Origin of the sequence: Leifsonia sp. Root227 (assembly GCF_001428745.1) — a bacterium.
Taxonomy (GTDB): domain Bacteria; phylum Actinomycetota; class Actinomycetes; order Actinomycetales; family Microbacteriaceae; genus Leifsonia.
Map to the genome: position 1 here is coordinate 530,114 of NZ_LMIO01000002.1, position 17,616 is coordinate 547,729.

At 68.4% G+C, this 17,616-nt stretch carries 16 protein-coding genes; 15 read left to right on the plus strand and 1 reads right to left on the minus strand.

What is annotated here, in order from left to right; genetic code table 11:
• Positions 1–21 precede the first annotated feature (21 nt).
• From ASE16_RS07390 to mutM, 10 genes are all read left to right on the plus strand, one after another.
• Positions 22–762 carry a hypothetical protein gene (locus tag ASE16_RS07390; RefSeq protein WP_200949588.1) on the plus strand — a complete coding sequence of 247 codons (741 nt, stop codon included), beginning with the start codon at positions 22–24 and terminating at the stop codon, positions 760–762.
• Positions 759–2,966, plus strand: a complete 2,208-nt coding sequence (locus ASE16_RS07395) for an ATP-dependent DNA helicase RecG (protein ID WP_055892994.1) — start codon at positions 759–761, stop codon at positions 2,964–2,966. The genes ASE16_RS07390 and ASE16_RS07395 overlap by 4 nt, the downstream gene beginning before the upstream one ends.
• Before the next feature lie 110 nt (positions 2,967–3,076).
• Positions 3,077–3,559 (plus strand): pantetheine-phosphate adenylyltransferase, encoded by a 483-nt coding sequence (coaD, locus tag ASE16_RS07400; RefSeq protein ID WP_055892998.1) that lies wholly within the window; start codon positions 3,077–3,079, stop codon positions 3,557–3,559.
• A complete protein-coding gene (locus ASE16_RS07405) occupies positions 3,556–4,656 on the plus strand; it encodes an AAA family ATPase (RefSeq protein ID WP_055893001.1) in 1,101 nt (366 codons plus the stop codon). Before coaD ends, ASE16_RS07405 begins: the two co-directional genes overlap by 4 nt.
• Before the next feature lie 3 nt (positions 4,657–4,659).
• Complete coding sequence (locus tag ASE16_RS07410) at positions 4,660–5,973, plus strand: DUF58 domain-containing protein (RefSeq protein WP_055893004.1); 1,314 nt, start codon at positions 4,660–4,662, stop codon at positions 5,971–5,973.
• Entirely contained in the window at positions 5,966–8,233 is a 2,268-nt protein-coding gene (locus ASE16_RS07415) for a transglutaminaseTgpA domain-containing protein (RefSeq protein ID WP_055893006.1), read from the plus strand. Before ASE16_RS07410 ends, ASE16_RS07415 begins: the two co-directional genes overlap by 8 nt.
• An 11-nt stretch (positions 8,234–8,244) precedes the next feature.
• Entirely contained in the window at positions 8,245–8,805 is a 561-nt protein-coding gene (locus ASE16_RS07420) for a YceD family protein (RefSeq protein WP_055893009.1), read from the plus strand.
• Positions 8,806–8,807: 2 nt separating this feature from the next.
• Positions 8,808–9,011, plus strand: a complete 204-nt coding sequence (gene rpmF, locus ASE16_RS07425; protein WP_055893012.1) for a 50S ribosomal protein L32 — start codon at positions 8,808–8,810, stop codon at positions 9,009–9,011.
• Positions 9,012–9,039: 28 nt separating this feature from the next.
• Positions 9,040–9,753 (plus strand): ribonuclease III, encoded by a 714-nt coding sequence (gene rnc / locus ASE16_RS07430; protein WP_055893015.1) that lies wholly within the window; start codon positions 9,040–9,042, stop codon positions 9,751–9,753.
• A complete protein-coding gene (gene mutM, locus ASE16_RS07435) occupies positions 9,731–10,696 on the plus strand; it encodes a bifunctional DNA-formamidopyrimidine glycosylase/DNA-(apurinic or apyrimidinic site) lyase (RefSeq protein ID WP_055893019.1) in 966 nt (321 codons plus the stop codon). Before rnc ends, mutM begins: the two co-directional genes overlap by 23 nt.
• A 255-nt stretch (positions 10,697–10,951) precedes the next feature.
• Here the strand turns inward: mutM and ASE16_RS07440 are convergent, their stop codons facing one another.
• Entirely contained in the window at positions 10,952–12,043 is a 1,092-nt protein-coding gene (locus tag ASE16_RS07440) for a GNAT family N-acetyltransferase (RefSeq protein ID WP_055893022.1), read from the minus strand.
• A gap of 296 nt (positions 12,044–12,339) precedes the next feature.
• Here ASE16_RS07440 and ASE16_RS07445 point away from each other — a divergent pair, with 296 nt between their 5' ends.
• The 5 genes from ASE16_RS07445 to ASE16_RS07465 all read left to right on the plus strand — a co-directional run bounded on the left by ASE16_RS07445 (position 12,340) and on the right by ASE16_RS07465 (position 17,544).
• Entirely contained in the window at positions 12,340–13,560 is a 1,221-nt protein-coding gene (locus ASE16_RS07445) for a branched-chain amino acid ABC transporter substrate-binding protein (RefSeq protein WP_055893026.1), read from the plus strand.
• A gap of 121 nt (positions 13,561–13,681) precedes the next feature.
• The gene (locus ASE16_RS07450) at positions 13,682–14,689 is read left to right on the plus strand and encodes a branched-chain amino acid ABC transporter permease (protein ID WP_055893030.1); all 1,008 of its coding nucleotides are present in this window, start codon (positions 13,682–13,684) and stop codon (positions 14,687–14,689) included.
• On the plus strand, positions 14,686–15,924 hold the full coding sequence (locus tag ASE16_RS07455) for a branched-chain amino acid ABC transporter permease (RefSeq protein ID WP_055893034.1): 1,239 nt from the start codon (positions 14,686–14,688) through the stop codon (positions 15,922–15,924). Before ASE16_RS07450 ends, ASE16_RS07455 begins: the two co-directional genes overlap by 4 nt.
• Positions 15,921–16,844, plus strand: a complete 924-nt coding sequence (locus tag ASE16_RS07460; protein ID WP_055893035.1) for an ABC transporter ATP-binding protein — start codon at positions 15,921–15,923, stop codon at positions 16,842–16,844. The genes ASE16_RS07455 and ASE16_RS07460 overlap by 4 nt, the downstream gene beginning before the upstream one ends.
• Positions 16,837–17,544 (plus strand): ABC transporter ATP-binding protein, encoded by a 708-nt coding sequence (locus ASE16_RS07465; protein ID WP_402851620.1) that lies wholly within the window; start codon positions 16,837–16,839, stop codon positions 17,542–17,544. Before ASE16_RS07460 ends, ASE16_RS07465 begins: the two co-directional genes overlap by 8 nt.
• The last annotated feature ends 72 nt before the right edge of the window (positions 17,545–17,616 follow it).

Genomic DNA, 17,616 nt, shown 5'->3' on the forward strand with positions numbered 1-17,616 from the left:
AGGGACGGCCAAGATGGTGGGATGGTAGATCGCCTGGAACAGGCCGAACTCGATGCCATCTGGAACTTCGACGACCCCGTCGCCTCCGCCGATCGCTTCGCGGCAGCTGCTGCGGAACCGCATCGACCGGAGCTGGTCAGAGCGGAGCTCGAGACGCAGCGGGCGCGGGCGCTCGGCCTGCAGCGACGCTACGACGAAGCCGACGCCCTGCTCGATCTCCTCGGTCCTGCGACGGACACCCTGGGCGTGCGCGTGCTGCTCGAACGCGGCCGGCTGCGCAACTCCGCCGGGCGCGCGGCAGAGGCGACGGCGCTGTTCGAGGACGCGCTCGACGCGGCCAGGCGCGAGGGGGAGACCTTCCTTGCCGTCGACGCGGCGCACATGCTGGCCATCTCCGACCCCGAGCGCTCCGAGCGGTGGACGGCCGAGGCGTTCGACCTCCTCTCCGGCGCGAGTGACCCTCGCACGCTGCGCTGGTCCGTCGCGCTGCACAACAATCGCGGCTGGCGGCTGTTCGAGGAGGGCACTCCGGTGTCGGCGCTCGCCGAGTTCGAGGCCGCCGTGGACGCCGCCCGCGCGTATGGAACGGACGAGCAGCGCTTCGCGTCCGAGTGGACCGTCGCGCGCTGTCTGCGCGAGCTCGGGCGCATCCACGAGGCCGAACGGATCGTGCGGGCGCTCGCCGACGAACGCCCGGAAGACGAGGCCGTCGCCGCCGAGCTCGCCGCACTGACGGATGCGACGCATACGATCGAACCATGAGTTCCGTTTCCGCACCGGCCGTCGATGGTGCGATCAGTCTCGACTCCCGGCTGAGCGGGGTCCTCGGCGGACGCACATCCTCGGCGTTCGAGAAGGCGTTCGGGATGCGCACGGTCGCCGATCTGCTCAGCCACTACCCGCGCCGGTACGCCAAGCGCGGCGAGCTGACCGCGCTGGCGAACCTGCCGCTCGACGAGAACGTGACCATCGTCGCCGAGGTCATCCGGGTGCAGGAGCGCCCGATGCGCGCTCGTCGCGGCTCCATCCTGGAGGTGAAGATCACGGACGGGGAGGGCATCCTGACCCTCACGTTCTTCAACCAGGCGTGGCGGTCCAAGGAGCTGGTTCCGGGCGTGCGCGGCATCTTCGCCGGCAAGGTGTCCGACTACCGGGGCGCACTCCAGCTCGCTCATCCCGACTACGAGCTGTTCGAGCCGGATGCGGAGAACGCCGTGGTGCCCGGCAGTGCGGCCGCCAAGAACTGGGCGCAGACCCCCATCCCGATCTACCCGGCCACCGGAACGGTGGCGAGCTGGCAGGTGCAGAAGGCTGTCGCCCTCGCCCTGGATGCGCTCACCGACGTCCCAGACCCCGTGCCGGCCAGGATCGTGGCAGAGCGCGGCCTGCTCGGGCTGCGCACGGCGTTCGAGTACATGCACCGCCCGGAGAAGGATTCGCAGTGGCAGCGGGCCCGCGACACGCTGCGCTTCCACGAGGCGTTCGTGCTGCAGGCGGCGCTGCTGCAGCAGCGGGCGGCGTCGAGGGCCGTCGCCGCGACCCCGCGCACGGCGAAGCAGGGCGGCTTCCTCGACCGGCTGGATGCGACCCTGCCGTTCGAGCTCACCGCCGACCAGGCGACGGTCGGCGCGGAGATCGCGCGCGACCTCGCGGACACCGCGCCCATGCACAGGCTGGTGCAGGGCGAGGTCGGATCGGGCAAGACCCTGGTGGCGCTGCGGGCGATGCTGGCCGTCGCGGACTCCGGTGGGCAGGCAGCCATGCTCGCACCCACAGAGGTGCTCGCTGCGCAGCACCTGCGCTCCATCGTGAAGATGCTGGGCCCCGACCTCGCCGCCCAGCTGATGCCCACCCTGCTCACCGGGCAGCTCTCGACCGCCGAGCGCAAGAAGGCCCTGCTGCGCACGGTGTCCGGTCAGTCCCGCATCGTGGTCGGCACGCACGCCCTGCTGGGCGACGCCGTGACGTTCTTCGACCTCGGGCTCGTCGTCGTGGACGAGCAGCACAGGTTCGGCGTCGAGCAGCGGGAGGCACTGCGAGCGAAGGGCGGAACGCCGCCGCACGTCCTCGTGCTCACGGCGACGCCCATCCCGCGCACGGTCGCGATGACTGTGTTCGGCGACCTGGACGTGTCGACCATCGCGCAATTGCCGGCCGGACGGCAGGGCATCGAGAGCTTCGTCGTGCCGCTGGCCGACCGCCCTGGCTGGGAGCGGCGGATCTGGGAACGCGCCGCCGAGGAGATCGGCAAGGGCAGGCAGGTCTTCGTGGTGTGCCCGGCGATCACCGCGAAGGACCGCGAGGACGACGGAGAGGACGCAGGGCAGGACGAGGACGGCGCACCGGCACGGCCCATCGCCAACGTCGAGTCGGTCACGGCCCAGGTGCGTGCTGACCCGCTGTTCAGGGATGCACGGATCGGGATGCTCCACGGCAAGCTCACGAGCGACGCCAAGGACGAGACGATGCGCGCGTTCGCCGCAGGCGACCTCGACCTGATCGTCGCCACCACCGTCATCGAAGTGGGGGTGGACGTGCCGAACGCGTCGGCGATGGTGATCCTCGACGCGGACCGGTTCGGCGTCTCCCAGCTGCATCAGCTCCGCGGCCGGGTCGGCCGAGGCGGCGTGCCAGGGCTCTGCCTGATGGTCACGTCGGCCGAGCAGGAGACGCTCGCCAGGGAGAGAGTGGAGGCGGTCGCGGCGACGCTCGACGGCTTCGAGCTCGCCAACATCGACCTGGAGCTGCGTCGCGAGGGCGACGTGCTCGGCAGCCGCCAGTCCGGCGGCAGGTCGTCGCTGCGCCTGCTGCGCGTCGTCTCCGACGGCGAGCTGATCCAGGAGGCGAGGACGGCGGCGCAGGAGACGCTCGACGACGACGGAGGGCTGGCCGCGCATCCCGCGCTGGCTGCTGCCCTGGCGAGGCGGCTGGACGAGAGCGAGCGCGCCTTCCTCGGCAAGTCCTGATCGCTGCCAGGCGCCCCGGCGTGACCCCCGGAAGGGGGCGACGACCACGCCGTACTTTGGTAACGGATTCACAACGAAATGCCGGGTACGGCGGGATAGTCTGAAGGTCTATGAACAGGATCGCCGTTGTCCCTGGATCGTTCGACCCGGTCACCCTCGGGCACCTCGACGTCATCGAACGCGCCGCGGGCCTGTTCGACGAGGTCCACGTGCTCGTCGTGCACAACCCGGACAAGAGCGCCCTCCTGCCCATCGCCCAGCGCGTCTCTCTCATCGAGCGCTCGATCGAGGACGCCGGGATCGTCGGGAACATCGTCGTCGCATCCTGGAGCGTCGGCCTGCTGGTCGACTACTGCACGGATGTGGGAGCCCACGTGCTCGTCAAGGGCATCCGTTCCCAGGTGGATGTGGCGTACGAGACGCCGATGGCGATCGTCAACAGGCACCTCGCGGCCGTCGAGACCGTCTTCATCCTGCCGAACCCCGCCAACGCCCACGTCTCCAGCTCTCTCGTGCGCCAGGTCTCCGCGCTCGGGGGTGACGTGAGTCCATACGTCCCCACCGCCGTCTACGAGTATTTGCAGGAGACATGAACAGTTACGCGACGCGCCAGCCGACCGAATCCTCTGTCGCCCCCGACGAGGCCGAGCAGACGACAGGGATGGACCTCGACGAGCTGAGGCGCGCCGCAGCGCAGATCACCGCCAATGTCGAATCCGTCATCGACGGGAAGCACGAAGCGGTGCAGACCGCACTGACCGTGCTGCTCGCCGAGGGACACCTGCTCATCGAGGACGTGCCTGGCGTGGGCAAGACGATGCTGGCGAAGTCGCTGGCCAAATCGGTCGACTGCACGGTCAGCCGCATCCAGTTCACGCCAGACCTGCTGCCGAGCGACGTCACAGGCGTCTCGGTGTACAACCAGGCAGAACGGCGCTTCGAGTTCAAGCCGGGCGCGGTGTTCGCGAACATCGTCATCGGCGACGAGATCAACCGGGCGAGCCCGAAGACGCAGTCGGCACTGCTGGAGTGCATGGAGGAGCGGCAGGTCACCGTCGACGGTTCGACATACCCGCTCAGCGCACCGTTCATCGTGGTCGCAACGCAGAACCCCGTCGAGATGGAGGGCACGTACGCGCTCCCGGAGGCGCAGCGCGACCGTTTCATGGCGCGGATCGCGATGGGCTACCCCGACGACGCCTCCGAGCTCGCGATGCTCACCACCAGGGACACCTCCAGCCCGCTGTCCAGGATCGGCCCCGTCGTCACTTCGGACGAGCTGAGGGCGATGATGGCGACGGCGCGCAGCGTGTTCGCCTCGACGCCGGTCAAGCAGTACGCGGTCGACATCGTGCGCGCGACCCGCGAGGACAGGGACCTGCGCCTCGGAGGGAGCCCGAGGGCCACCCTGCAGCTCGTGCGGGCGGCGAAGGCGATGGCGGCGCTCGACGGCCGCGACTTCGTGCTGCCGGACGACATCGACACCCTCGCCGTCCCCGTGCTCGGCCACCGGCTGCTGCCGACGAGCCGCGCGCTCGGCCACCACCACGAGAGCGCTCCTGTGATCGCCGACATCGTGCGCAGGATCGTCGCGGCGACCCCCGTGCCTGTGGGCTCCGGTGCGATCGGCGGGGCATCGGGCACCGCCGCCGGCGCGTCACGGCCCGCCAGGGCGGGACAGGCCGGCTGACCGATGCCGGGGCGCGTCCGATCCTCGTCGCCGGTCAGGAAGCCCAGACCGACCGCCAGAGGGTGGGCGCTGTTCTCGGTCGGCGTCGTCGCCCTCGTCGCGTCGGTGGCACTCGGCAGGACGGACGTGCTGTTCGTCGGGCTGTTCCTCACGGTGCTGCCCCTCGCGGCGATGATCTCGGTGACCATCGACAGGCCGCGACTGACGGTGACGCGCAGCTTCCACCCCGACATCGTGGCAGCAGGCGAGACCGCGACCGTCGTGACGACAGCACGCAACGAGTCGCCGCGGCCGAGCCCGGCGGCCGCCTGGCGCGAGTCGGCCCCCGCGGCGGTCGGCGTCCAGGGCCTCGCCCCGTTCCCGCGCCTCGGCGCCCACCAGGCGACGGTGAGCCACGGCAGGGACACGATCGTGTTGCGACAGGATGTGCGCGCCAGGCACAGGGGATCGCATCCCATCGGCCCGTTCATCGTCAGCAGGGCCGACCCGTTCGGGCTGGCGTACGCCGAGTACGCGCTCGGCCAGCCGAAGCAGTTCGTCGTCACCCCGCGCGTGACGGCGCTGCCAGGCGGCGACCTCGACGTCGCGCGCAGCGAGGGCACGGAGCACGAGCTGCTGCGCCACAGCATCCCGAGCGCCGACGAGCTGATCGCCAGGGAGTACCGGCCGGGCGATCCGCTCCGCCGCGTGCACTGGAGGGCGACGGCCAAGCACGACAAGCTCATGGTGCGCCAGGAGGAGAGGCGCAGCAATCCGGAGGCCTGGCTGATCGCAGACACCAGGGACACGGCCGCGCCGGATGCGGAGTTCGAGACGCTGGTGGAACTGGTCGCCTCCATCGGCGTGCACCTCCTCGACGAGGGATTCGTGGTGAGCGTCGTCGAGACAGGGCCTCGCCAGCTCTCCGGAAGGAGCGGAGCGGGCAGGACGGGCACCCTAGGTGCGGCGACGCCGACGTACGACGTCGGCAGCGCTGACAGGCTGCTGCTCTCGGACCTCGCCGCCGTCGAGCCGAGCGACGTGCCCCGCGACGACGCCGTCGCGGAGCTCGCCGCCGGGCTGCGGCGCTCCGGCCGAGCGGTGCCGGTCTTCGCGATCCTCATCGGAGGAGCGCTCAACGAGCTCGGCGCGCTCGCTGCCGTTCGGTCGATGTGCGACCCGGCCGTCGCGTTCATCGGTGCGTCTGCCCCTGCCGAGGTGGAGGAGGTCCTCACCGACGCGGGGTGGCTCTGCGTGCCATTCGCAGGGGGAGACGACCCTGCGGACAGCTGGCAGCGCGCCCTCGGACGCCGCAGAGCCGAGGTGAGCCGTGGCTAGCGAACAGGCCTTCGCGGGGTCGCTGCCCATCGCCAGAGCGCGTAAGCAGGGATACTGGCGCCTGACGGCCGCGCTGCTGCTGCAGGTGGTCGCCGTCAGCTTCGCGCTGGTCGGCCTGATCCAGGGTGCGGGCTGGTGGTTCGCGCTGGTGTCCTCCGCCGCGCTTCTGCTCGTCACCGGCGCCGGCCTCCGCAACCTCGGTGTCAGCAGACGCCTCGTCCCCGTGCTCCTGATCGTCGAGGGCGCGATGCTGATGACGGTCGCCTTCGGGCGCGGCACCGGATTGCTCGGCCTCATCCCGACACCGCGCACGTTCTCGGTGTGGGGCGATTACGCCAACCAGGCGATGCTCTCGATCTACCAGCAGGGCACTCCGGCCGACAGCCTCCCGGAGTTCATGTTCCTGGTGGTCGGCGGTGGATGCGTCCTCGCCGTCCTCCTCGACACCCTCGCCATCGCGCTGCGCGCCCCTGCGTTCACCGCGATCGGCGTCGGCATCGTGCTCGTCGTCCCCGGCGCGCTGCTCGGAGACGGCCTCGACCCGTTCGCGCTCGCCGCGTCCGCCGCCGCCTTCCTCTGGCTGCTGCGCTGCGATGTGCGGACCAGGCGGCCTGGCACGCCGCGGCCGACCGCATCCCTCGCCATCTCGGCGTCCGCGGTGATCGTCGCTCTCATCCTGGGCGGCACCGCTCCCGGCTTCGACAGGGGAGGGGCGACGTCGTTCACCGCAGGCGGCATCTCCATCGGCGGCACGGTCACCCCGCTGATCGACCTCGGCAAAGACCTGCGCAGACCGGCCGCGGTGCGTGCGCTCACCTACACGACAACCGCATCCACCGGGCAGTACCTCAAGCTCGCCTCGCTCGACCAGTTCACCGGGAGCGTCTGGAAGCACAGGGAGCGCGACACCAAGCGCCTGCCGAGCGGCAACACGATCGGCCCGGTGTTCGGGCTGTCCGACACCGTCGCGACGACGAAGATCACGACCAAGGTCGAGATCGACAACATGCAGAGCCGCTGGCTGCCCGTCCCGTACCCGGTGCAGGGCGTGAGCGGTCTCAACGGCACCTGGTCGTGGGACCCTGACGACCTCACGGTCGGCGCGATCAACACCACGACCCAGGGCCAGAAGTACACGGCGACCAGCCTCATCCTGCAGCCGACGGCGGACCAGCTCCAGGCCGCCGGCGGATTCGTGCCGGCCTCCGTCGAGCGCGACCTGTTCCTGCCGCCCGATCTGCCGGCGATCATCGCATCCACTGCTGTCACAGCGACGCAGGGGGCGGTCTCCGAGTACGACAAGGCCGTCGCGCTGCAGGACTATTTCCGCGACAACGGATTCACGTACTCGACGCAGACGCCGCTCAAGCAGGGGTACGACGGGGACGGCGGCCGGGTGATCGCCAAGTTCCTGCAGGTCAAGAGCGGGTACTGCGTGCACTTCGCGTCCGCGATGGCGCTGATGGCCCGCACGCTCGGCATCCCGTCCAGGGTCGCGGAGGGCTACCTGCCTGGCGCGACCAGCGGCGGAGCGGCGAACAACCCCGGCCAGTACACGGTGACGAGCGACGACCTGCACGCCTGGCCGGAGCTGTACTTCGCAGGCGTCGGCTGGGTGGCGTTCGAGCCGACGGTCGGCAGGGGGACCATCCCCAGCTACACCCGTCCGGACGCACCCCAGACCTCGGCAGCTCCCGGTTCGACCTCGACCTCGACCGCCGGCGTGAAGGCGCTCGTGCCCACCGACCCTGCGAACCTCGGCAGCCCGACCGGCGCCACGGCGCCGTCCACCCTGCAGCCGGTCATCTCCGGTGTCGGCGTCGCCCTCCTGATCGTCGCGCTCCTGCTCACCCCCGCCGTGCTGCGCAGGCTGAGACGCAGGAACAGGCTCAGAAAGCTGAGCGACGAGTGGGGTGGAGCATCCGTCGCCTGGGACGAACTGCGCGACACGGCCCGCGACCTGGGCTGGAGTGTGCCGACGACGGAGACGCCTCGCGTGTTCGCCTCGCGGGTCGCCGCCGCTGTGGCGGGAACGCCGGGGGAGGACGCCGTGCTGCGCCTGCTCACGGTGCGAGAACGGGATGCGTACGGGCCGCCGACCAGAGCGACCGCCGTCGGTCTCGGCGACGATCTGCAGCGCGTGCTGACCGCCCTCGAAGCGCAGGCGGGGGCCGCACTCAGGATCAAGGCGGCGCTCATTCCTGTGTCTCTCATCCCAGCCGGGTGGTCTCCGGCCCCGAACACAGGAAGACCCGCGTAAAATAGTCGCTCGTGACCAAGTTCAGAACGACGCCGTACACCGTCAATGTGTACGACATCATCCACCGCCCAGGGGAGATGCGCGAGCAGCGCATCCAGCTGCCGGTCGGCGAGAAGATGGGCGAAGGGCTGGTGAGCGTCCCTGCGGGCGCGACCATCGATCTCGACCTCAGGCTCGAGTCGATGCACGAGGGCATTCTGGTGACCGCTGAGGCCGAATCGACGGCCGTCGGCGTCTGCGGACGATGCCTCACCGACATCGAACAGCCTGTCAAAGTCGATATCCAGGAACTTTTCGCGTATTCTTCTGACGAAGCTTTTGATTTTGAGGTTCACGACGACCACGTGGATCTTGAACCTCTGATCAGGGACGCGGTAGTGCTGTCACTGCCGTTTCAGCCGGTGTGCCGGCCAGACTGCCCAGGACTCGACCCAGAGTCAGGGGAGCGGCTGGCGGATGTGCCGGACCGCGAAGCCACAGGGACCGTCGATCCTCGATGGTCTGCGCTCGCGGCCTTCCAGGCTTCCGACACCACTGAATCCACCAGCAGCAGTAACAGAGAAGAGAGATAACCATGGCTGTTCCGAAGCGGAAGAAGTCACGCGCCAACACGCACGCCCGTCGTTCGCAGTGGAAGGCCGAGGTCCCCACGCTCGTCAAGACCGTCGAGGGCGGCAAGGTCACGTACAGCCTGCCGCACCGCGCGAAGGTCGTCGAGGACTCCGCAGGCACCGCCCTGTTCATGGAGTACAAGGGCCGCAAGGTCGCCGACGTCTGATCGTCCGCGTGACGAACGGAGTCGTGCGATGACCGCAGAGTCGGTCGCGCGCACAGAACTCATCGAGAAGCTCGGAGTCGACATCGGCCCCGAGCTTCTCGAGCTTGCGCTGACCCATCGTTCGTACGCGTACGAGCACGGCGGCATCCCGAACAACGAGCGCCTGGAGTTCCTCGGCGACTCGATCCTCGGGCAGGCTGTGACCGTCAAGCTGTTCGTGGAGAACCCGCAGCTCGACGAGGGCGACCTCGCCAAGCGGCGCGCCAGCCTCGTCAGCTCCGTCGCTCTGGCGGAAGTCGCCCGCAGCATCGGACTCGGCGAGTACCTGCTGCTCGGCCGAGGCGAGAACCAGAGCGGTGGGCGCGAGAAGGCGTCCATCCTCGCCGACACGGTCGAGGCGATCATCGGCGCCGCGTACCTGCACGCGGGCGGCGAAGAGGCGACCGCCCTTGTGCTGCGTCTGATCGAGCCGCTGCTCGACGACCCTGAGAGGTTCGGCGCGGCGATGGATCCGAAGACCAGCCTCCAGGAGGCTGCGGCGCACAGGGGAGCGGGCGCGCCCGTCTACACGGTCACCAACAGCGGGCCAGACCACTCCAAGACGTTCCACGCCACCGTGTCGGTCGGAACGCTCGTCACGGCGAGCGGAGACGGCACGAGCAAGAAGCAGGCAGAGATGGCGGCGGCGCTCAGCGCCTGGACCACCCTGACGCAGCGACGTGCCAGAGCTTCCCGAGGTTGAGGTCGTCCGGGCGGGCCTCGCGCCTGCCGTCGCCGGTGCGACCATCCTCGGGGTCGAGGTCTTCGAACCGCGCTCTCTGAAACGCCACGACCCTGTCGCTGGAGCGTTCGATGTGCTCCTCTCCGGGCGGACGATGCAGACGCCCGCGCGGCGCGGAAAGTTCCTGTGGATTCCGCTCGCGCCAGAGGGCGCTGCTGGTGACGCTGGTGCTGCTGATGCTGCCGGTGCTGCCGCTGCCGGTGCGGGCTTCGAGCGGCGGTCAGCGATCGTCGCGCACCTGGGCATGAGCGGTCAGATCCTCCTCCGGGAGCCCGGCACCGTGGAGAACGGGCTGCTGCGCATCCGGTTGCACATCGAGCAGCCGGGCTACGGCGAGCTCTGGGTCAACTTCGTCGACCAGCGCATCTTCGGCTCGATGGCGGTGGATGCGCTCGTCCCGACCGCGGACGGCGCTCCGGGCGGCCTCGGAACGGACGAGCCGCTCGTGCCGTCGCAGGTCAGCCACATCGCCCGCGACCCGCTCGACCCCGCATTCGACGACGCCGCGTTCAGTGCGGCGCTGTCCCGCAAGAACACCGGCATCAAACGCGCACTCCTCGACCAGACCCTGATCAGCGGCATCGGCAACATCTACGCGGACGAGGCACTGTGGGCGGCCAAGCTGCACTACGCCCAGCCGGCGTCGTCCCTGTCGCGTCCGCGCATCCGGAGCCTGCTGGCCGAGGTGCGCCTGGTGCTGCAGAAGGCGCTGGCGGAGGGCGGTACGAGTTTCGACGCCCAGTACGTCAACGTGAACGGCGCCTCCGGGTACTTCTCGCACAGCCTCAACGCCTACGGTCAGCAGGGCAAGCCGTGCCCGCGCTGCGGCACCCCGATCGTGCGCGAGCAGTTCATGAACCGCTCCTCCCACTTCTGCCCGCGCTGCCAGCGCCTGCGCGCCTAGCACCCTCTGCTTACGCCGCCCACCCCACCCCCCCCGGAATCTCCTTCCGAACGGATAATCGGCCGCAGGTCACCCGATTCTCCTTCCGAACGGAGAGCCGGGCGGGCGTGTCGCGCGGAGACTCCTGTTGTACGCAACGCAGGACACCTCGCCCGACATGCCGTCCGAATCTCCTTCCGGACGGAGATGGTGGCCGAATGCGGCGCATTGTCCGTTCGGACGGAGAAGGCGGGCAGCAGCAGCAGCGCGCGTTCGTCAGGGGAGTGTCTTCTGCCAATTGCCGGTCAGGGCGTGCGGGCGGAAGCCGAAGGCGTCGTTGACCGCGAGCATCGGGGTGTTCTCGTCGGCGTTCCAGGTCAGCAGCCGGTGGATGCGCGGGGCCAGGCCGCCGAGGCGCCGCAGGTTCTCCAGCTTCACCAGCGTGCCGAGTCGCCTTCCGCGGTGGGCTGCGGCAACCAGCGTGTCGTACTGCTCCGCCTTGTCGCCGTCGTCCGGAACGGCGATCTCTGTGTACGCCGCCAGCTCGCCGCTCTGGATGTGCTGGGCGACCGTCACCAGCAGTGGCTCTCCCCGCCCCGACAGCTCGTCCTCGTGCTGCCGGACGCGCTCCGGCGTCCAGGCTTCGTCGTCGAGTGCGATGCCGGCCTGCGGCACGTCGGTCGTCATCCGCTCTTTGAGCGCGGCGAACGCCTCGGCGAACTCGTCGGGGGTGCGCCGCCACCAGCTGATGGTCCGGTAGCCCCCGGAGTGGGCGACCGCATCCGCGAGCAGCGCGTCGGCCGTAGCGGACGGCAGCGGCAGCGTGAGCTGGCTCGATCGCTCGATCTGGCCGAGCCGGTAGCCGTGGGAGAGCGCGAACCGTACCTCTGGCGCATCCGCAGGCAGTCCGCTCGGCCCTGCCGCCGCGCGCACGACGTCCCCACCGTCCGGTAGCGAACCCACGGGATGCTCGGTGTACGCCGACAGCGCCGTGCGCCCTCCGTCGGCCGCGAGCTCCTCGCCTTTCGCGAGCAGCGCCGCCCCGATGCCGCGTCCGCGGATCGCGGGAGCCACATCCACCAGCAGGGTCGCGGTGATCGCGTCCTCCTCCAGTGGGAAGTCGACGACGACACGCCCGACGATCGCACCGTCGAGCACCGCGGCGAAGATCAGCTTCTCGTGGAACTCCTGCGCGCGGAACGATGCCTGCTCCGCCTCCGCCGTGTAGACGAAGTCGTCGTTGCCCCAGAGCTCGTACGCGATCCCGTTCATCACGGAGACGAGCTCTTCGAAGGCGGCGGACTCCGGCGTTCCGAGGCGCTCCGGCAGCGGGACGCGCACGATCGAGACGTCCCCGTCGTCCACCATCCAGCCGCCTCCTCGTCGAGCGTGCTCGCGTCGTGCCCGCACTGTGCTCGCATCGTGATCGCATCGTGATCGCATCGCGTGCGCGCTGTCAGCGCGTCGTCGACGCCGACCGTTTTCGAGCCTAACCCGACAGCACCGGTGTGAACAGGGCGGGCCGATTTGGTTTCGATCGTGTAAATCTCCGTCAAAAAGAGCGTTGCGATTAGTTGCAATGCATGTACTCTCGACACACATATTCGTGGTGCGAAGAGGCAACCACGCCGCTTCGTTACGAATTTCACGTCGAGAGGCAAGAGATGCTACGAAAGAAAGTCATCATCGGTGCGGCTGTTGCAGCGTCAGCCGCGCTGTTCCTCGCGGGATGCGCCAACCAGGCGTCCACGGGTGGTTCCACGAACACGAGCGCGAAGGTCAACATTCCGGCCATCACCTCGATCGACACCCCGAAGGACGCCGTCCTCCCCGCGGGAGACGGGAAGGCGACCTGTCCCGCCGGCCTGACCATCGGCTACGTCGGAGCAGAGACCGGCCCGAACGCCCAGCTCGGAATCAACATCTACAACGGCATCCAGCTGGCCATCAACCAGCACAACGAGGCCAACAAGGGCTGCCAGGTCGGCTTCAAGAAGTTCGACACGGAAGGCGACCCGAACAAGGCGACCGGCCCGGTGACCCAGGCGGTCAACGAAGCCGACATCGTCGGTGTCGTCGGACTCCCGTTCTCCGGTGAGTCGAAGGCGACGGGCAACATCTTCGAGCAGCAGGGCCTGGTGCACATCACCCCGTCCGCGACCAACCCCGACCTGACGAAGAACGGCTGGACGACGTTCTTCCGCGGCCTCGGCAATGACGCCGTGCAGGGACCTGCAGCGGCGAAGTTCCTCACCGGCAAGCTCGAAGCCAAGAAGGTCTACCTGGTCCAGGACGACTCCGACTACGGAATCGGCCTCGCCACCACCACCTCCAAGGCTCTCGGCGATGCCCTCGTCGGCACCGACAAGGTGACCACCGGCCAGAAGGACTTCTCGGCGGTCGTCTCGAAGATCATCAACGCGAAGCCGGATGCGGTCTACTACTCGGGCTACTACGCCGAGGGTGCTCCGTTCGACCAGCAGCTCGTCGCGAAGGGCTTCGAGGGCACGTTCGTCGGGCCGGACGGTGTGAAGGACGACCAGTTCATCAAGCTGGCAGGCGACGCGTCCAGCAACGCGTACTTCACCTGCCCCTGCATCCCCGGTGAGCTGATCCCGGACTTCGAGAAGGCGTACAAGACGCTCGCCAGCGCGGAGCCAGGAACGTACTCCATCGAGGGTTACGACGCCGCGACCGTGCTCCTGTCCGGCATCGACCAGGGCAAGACCACCCGTGCCGACCTGAAGGACTTCGTCAAGTCCTACGACAAGGACGGCCTGAGCAAGCACTACAAGTGGGATTCCACCGGTGAGCTGCAGGCGCCGACCGTCTACGGGTACAAGGTCGAGGGCGGCAAGATCGTCCCGATCGGAACCATCGGATAGCGCGACACAGCACGTGGATGCGGCGGGCGGCCTTCCGCGCCGTCCGCCGCATCCCTCGTCCCACTTGTCCGCTTCCGACCGGATCACGTACGATCCCCTCCCGTTCGATCTGGATGCCTGAATGCTCGAATTGCTTGTCCTCCACCCGGTCATCGACAACTCCTGGATCAATTTCGATGTCCCTTCCCTCATACAGAACTTCTGGGGCGCGACCTTCGACGGCCTCACCTTCGGGGCCATCTACGGCCTGATCGCCGTCGGATACACGCTCGTCTACGGCGTGCTGAACCTGATCAACTTCGCCCACTCAGAGGTGTTCATCGTCGGCGCGTACGGCGTCGTCATCACCCTCACGTCGCTGGGCTTCGGCCCGTCCATCCCGAATCTGTCGCTGGCGGCGATCATCGGAGACATCCTCCTGGCGCTGCTCGTCGGCATGGTGGCCTCCGCCGTCACCGCGTTCCTGCTGGAACGCATCGCATACCGGCCGTTGCGAAGACGCAACGCGCCACGATTGGCGTTCCTCATCACCGCGATCGGCGCGTCGTTCGCCATCCAGTCGCTGATCTTCGTGATCCGCGGCGCGAACGCCGAGCCAGCGGTGACGATGTTCAAGCCGATCCCGGTGTTCGACGTGTTCGGCACCATCATCAACAGCCAGTCGATCATCATCGTCGTGGCCGCGGTCATCCTGATGATCGTGACCGACATGTTCATCAGGCGCACCCGCACCGGCCGCGGCATCCGTGCCGTCGCTCAGGACCCGGACACCGCGACCCTGATGGGCGTGAACAAGGAGCGGATCATCGTGATCACGTTCGTGCTCGGCGGCATCCTCGCCGGAGCGGCCGCCCTGTTCTACGTGATGCTCGTGCCGTCCGGCGTGATCTACACCGGAGGCTTCGTCCTCGGCATCAAGGCGTTCGCCGCCGCGGTGCTCGGCGGCATCGGCAACGTGCGCGGAGCGCTCCTGGGTGGACTTCTGCTCGGATTGATCGGAAACTACGGACAGATCCTGTTGGGCGACTCCCAGTGGACAGACGTCATCGCCTTCGTGGTGCTGGTGCTCGTCCTGCTGGTCAAGCCGACGGGCATCCTCGGTACCTCACTGGGGAGGAGCAGAGCATGAGCACGACAGACGGACCCAAGGTCCTCCCGGATGCGCGCAGCGAGCAGGCGGCGGATGCGGCGGAGGCCAGACGCAAGAGGAGCGGCCCACTGCAGGGCTTCCGCGACCGCTGGAACGGCCTGCCTCGCCAGGTGCAGTGGCTGTGGATGCTCATCGTGGTGGCGCTCGCCTTCGCCCTGCCGTACCTGAACTTCTTCCCGCTGACCACGGAACCAGGCAACGACTGGCCTCTGGCCTGCTTCGCGATGGCGGTGTACGCGCTGATCGCTGTCGGCCTGAACGTCGTGGTCGGCTACGCCGGGCTCCTCGACCTCGGCTACGTGGCGTTCTTCGCTGTCGGGTCGTACACGGCGGCCATGCTGACAAGCCCGGACTCGCCGTTCACCAAGATCCCGTACCTCTGGACGATTCCGGTGGCGATGGCGGTCGCGATGATCTTCGGCGTTGTGCTCGGCGTCCCGACGCTGCGCCTCCGCGGCGACTATCTGGCCATCGTGACGCTCGGCTTCGGCGAGATCGTGCGCATCCTGGCCACGATCATCCCGGCGCTGAAGGGTCAGGTCGGCTTCCAGAACGTCGGTCACCCTCCGGGGGAGACGGACAAGGGCATCCCGATCTTCTCGAACTCGAACGGCATCCCGTGGTACTGGCTGACGCTCACGATCATCATCATCGTGCTGCTGCTGGTCGGCAACATGGAGCGCAGCCGCGTCGGACGCGCCTGGATCGCCATCAGGGAGGACGAGGACGCCGCAGAGATCATGGGCGTCCCGACCTTCAAGTACAAGGTGTGGGCGTTCGCGATCGGCGCCGCCGTCGGCGGTCTCTCCGGGGCGCTGTTCGCCGGTCAGGTCGGCTTCGTGAACAACCAGAAGTTCGACGTGCAGACCTCCATCCTGTTCCTCGCGGCCGTGGTGCTGGGCGGCACGGGCAACAAGGTCGGTGCGCTGCTCGGTGGCGCGATCGTGGCGTACATCCCGCTGCGGTTCACCGCCATCGCCGACTACAAGTACCTGATCTTCGGCGTCGCCCTGGTGGTGCTGATGATCTTCCGCGCGAAGGGTCTGGTGCCGGCGAAGCAGCGTCTGCTCGCCTACGGCAGGAACGCATACAAGTACCTGGTGACGAAACCGTCGCCGCCGCCCGGCACGGGCAGCACGCCGACCTCGCCGTCGTCTCCGGCGCCCACGGCGCCGGTGACCCCACCAGCCACGCCGAACGGAGGCGCATCATGACCGACGCCCGCGACGCGAATGCAGAACGGCCGGCCAACGCCGACCTTCCGGATGGCGCAGACGCCGAAGCCCTGGCCGACCTGGATGTGGACCTCGAGGTCGCGGCTGCGGCGGCACCCGACAGGGAGATCGCCGTCGAGGTCGGGGACAAGCTCGTCGAGGTGAAGAACCTCACGGTCAAGTTCGGCGGGCTTCTCGCCCTCGACGACGTGAGCTTCGACATCAAGCGCGGGGAGATCCTCGGCCTGATCGGTCCGAACGGCGCCGGAAAGACCACCTGCTTCAACGCCATGACCGGTGTCTACAAGCCGACGAGCGGCGATGTGCTGCTCGAAGGCACGTCGATCAAGGGTAAGAAGCAGCACCAGATCACCCGGCTCGGTCTCGCCAGGACGTTCCAGAACATCCGCCTGTTCGGCGAGATGAGCGCGCTGGAGAACGTGGTGGTGGGGCTGGACGCACGGCACCGCACGAGTGTGCCCGGCGCGCTGGTGCGCTCGCCCAGGCACATCAGAGAGGAGAAGAGCGCGATCGAGCGCGGGATGGCGCTGCTCGAGTTCGTCGGCATCGCCGACCTGGCGAGCACCGCATCCCGTCAGCTGCCGTACGGCTACCAGCGGAGGCTCGAGATCGCCAGAGCGCTGGCGACCGACCCGAAGGTGCTGTGCCTGGACGAGCCGGCCGCCGGCTTCAACCCCGCGGAGAAAGAGGACCTGATGGACCTCATCCGCACGATCAGGGCAGACGGATACACCGTGCTGCTGATCGAGCACGACATGCGGCTGGTGATGGGCGTCACCGACCGGATCGTCGTGCTGGAGTTCGGGCGCAAGCTCGCCGACGACGTTCCGACCGCGATCCGCAACGACCAGCGCGTGATCGCCGCCTACCTGGGAGAGCCTGAAGATGACGTTGCTTGAGCTGAAGAACGTGAGCGTCTCGTACGGGCGCATCGAGGCCATCCACGACATGTCGTTCTCGGTGGAGGAGGGCGAGATCGTCAGCCTGATCGGGGCGAACGGTGCGGGCAAGTCGACCACGATGAAGACGATCTCCGGCATCCTGAACCCGACGCAGGGGTCGATCACCTTCGACGGCCAGGACATCACGAAGATGAAGGCGCACATCCGGGTGATCCGCGGCATCTCGCAGGCGCCGGAGGGCCGGGGCATCTTCCCCGGCATGACGGTGCTGGAGAACCTGGACATGGGTGCGTTCGGCCGCAAGGACCGGAGCGGGATGGATGCCGACTTCGAGCGCGTGTTCGCCCTGTTCCCCCGGCTCGCGGAGCGCAAGACCCAGGTCGGCGGCACGATGTCGGGGGGCGAGCAGCAGATGCTCGCCATCGGTCGCGCGCTGATGTCCGCCCCGCGGTTGCTGCTGCTGGATGAGCCGTCGATGGGGCTCGCCCCGCAGTTCATCAAGCAGATCTTCTCGATCATCACCGAGATCAACAACCAGGGCACGACGATCCTCCTGGTCGAGCAGAACGCCAACCAGGCGCTCGCCCGCGCCCACCGCGGCTTCGTCCTCGAGACCGGCTCGATCACCCACTCGGGCACCGGCAAAGAGCTCCTCGCCAACCCCGCCATCAAAGAGGCCTACCTCGGCGTCGGCTGACCCACCCCGTCCGTCCCTGCCCCATCCCCAGCCATCGAGTCGGGACTTATGCACACGACACGCCGTCGTTCG

Coding starts and splice junctions, on each gene's coding strand:
- ASE16_RS07390 (WP_200949588.1), top strand. CDS start 22: ATGGTAGATCGCCTGGAACAGGCCGAACTCGATGCCATCTGGAACTTC.
- ASE16_RS07395 (WP_055892994.1), top strand. CDS start 759: ATGAGTTCCGTTTCCGCACCGGCCGTCGATGGTGCGATCAGTCTCGAC.
- coaD (WP_055892998.1), top strand. CDS start 3,077: ATGAACAGGATCGCCGTTGTCCCTGGATCGTTCGACCCGGTCACCCTC.
- ASE16_RS07405 (WP_055893001.1), top strand. CDS start 3,556: ATGAACAGTTACGCGACGCGCCAGCCGACCGAATCCTCTGTCGCCCCC.
- ASE16_RS07410 (WP_055893004.1), top strand. CDS start 4,660: ATGCCGGGGCGCGTCCGATCCTCGTCGCCGGTCAGGAAGCCCAGACCG.
- rpmF (WP_055893012.1), top strand. CDS start 8,808: ATGGCTGTTCCGAAGCGGAAGAAGTCACGCGCCAACACGCACGCCCGT.
- rnc (WP_055893015.1), top strand. CDS start 9,040: ATGACCGCAGAGTCGGTCGCGCGCACAGAACTCATCGAGAAGCTCGGA.
- ASE16_RS07440 (WP_055893022.1), bottom strand. CDS start 12,043: ATGGTGGACGACGGGGACGTCTCGATCGTGCGCGTCCCGCTGCCGGAG.
- ASE16_RS07445 (WP_055893026.1), top strand. CDS start 12,340: ATGCTACGAAAGAAAGTCATCATCGGTGCGGCTGTTGCAGCGTCAGCC.
- ASE16_RS07450 (WP_055893030.1), top strand. CDS start 13,682: ATGCTCGAATTGCTTGTCCTCCACCCGGTCATCGACAACTCCTGGATC.
- ASE16_RS07455 (WP_055893034.1), top strand. CDS start 14,686: ATGAGCACGACAGACGGACCCAAGGTCCTCCCGGATGCGCGCAGCGAG.
- ASE16_RS07460 (WP_055893035.1), top strand. CDS start 15,921: ATGACCGACGCCCGCGACGCGAATGCAGAACGGCCGGCCAACGCCGAC.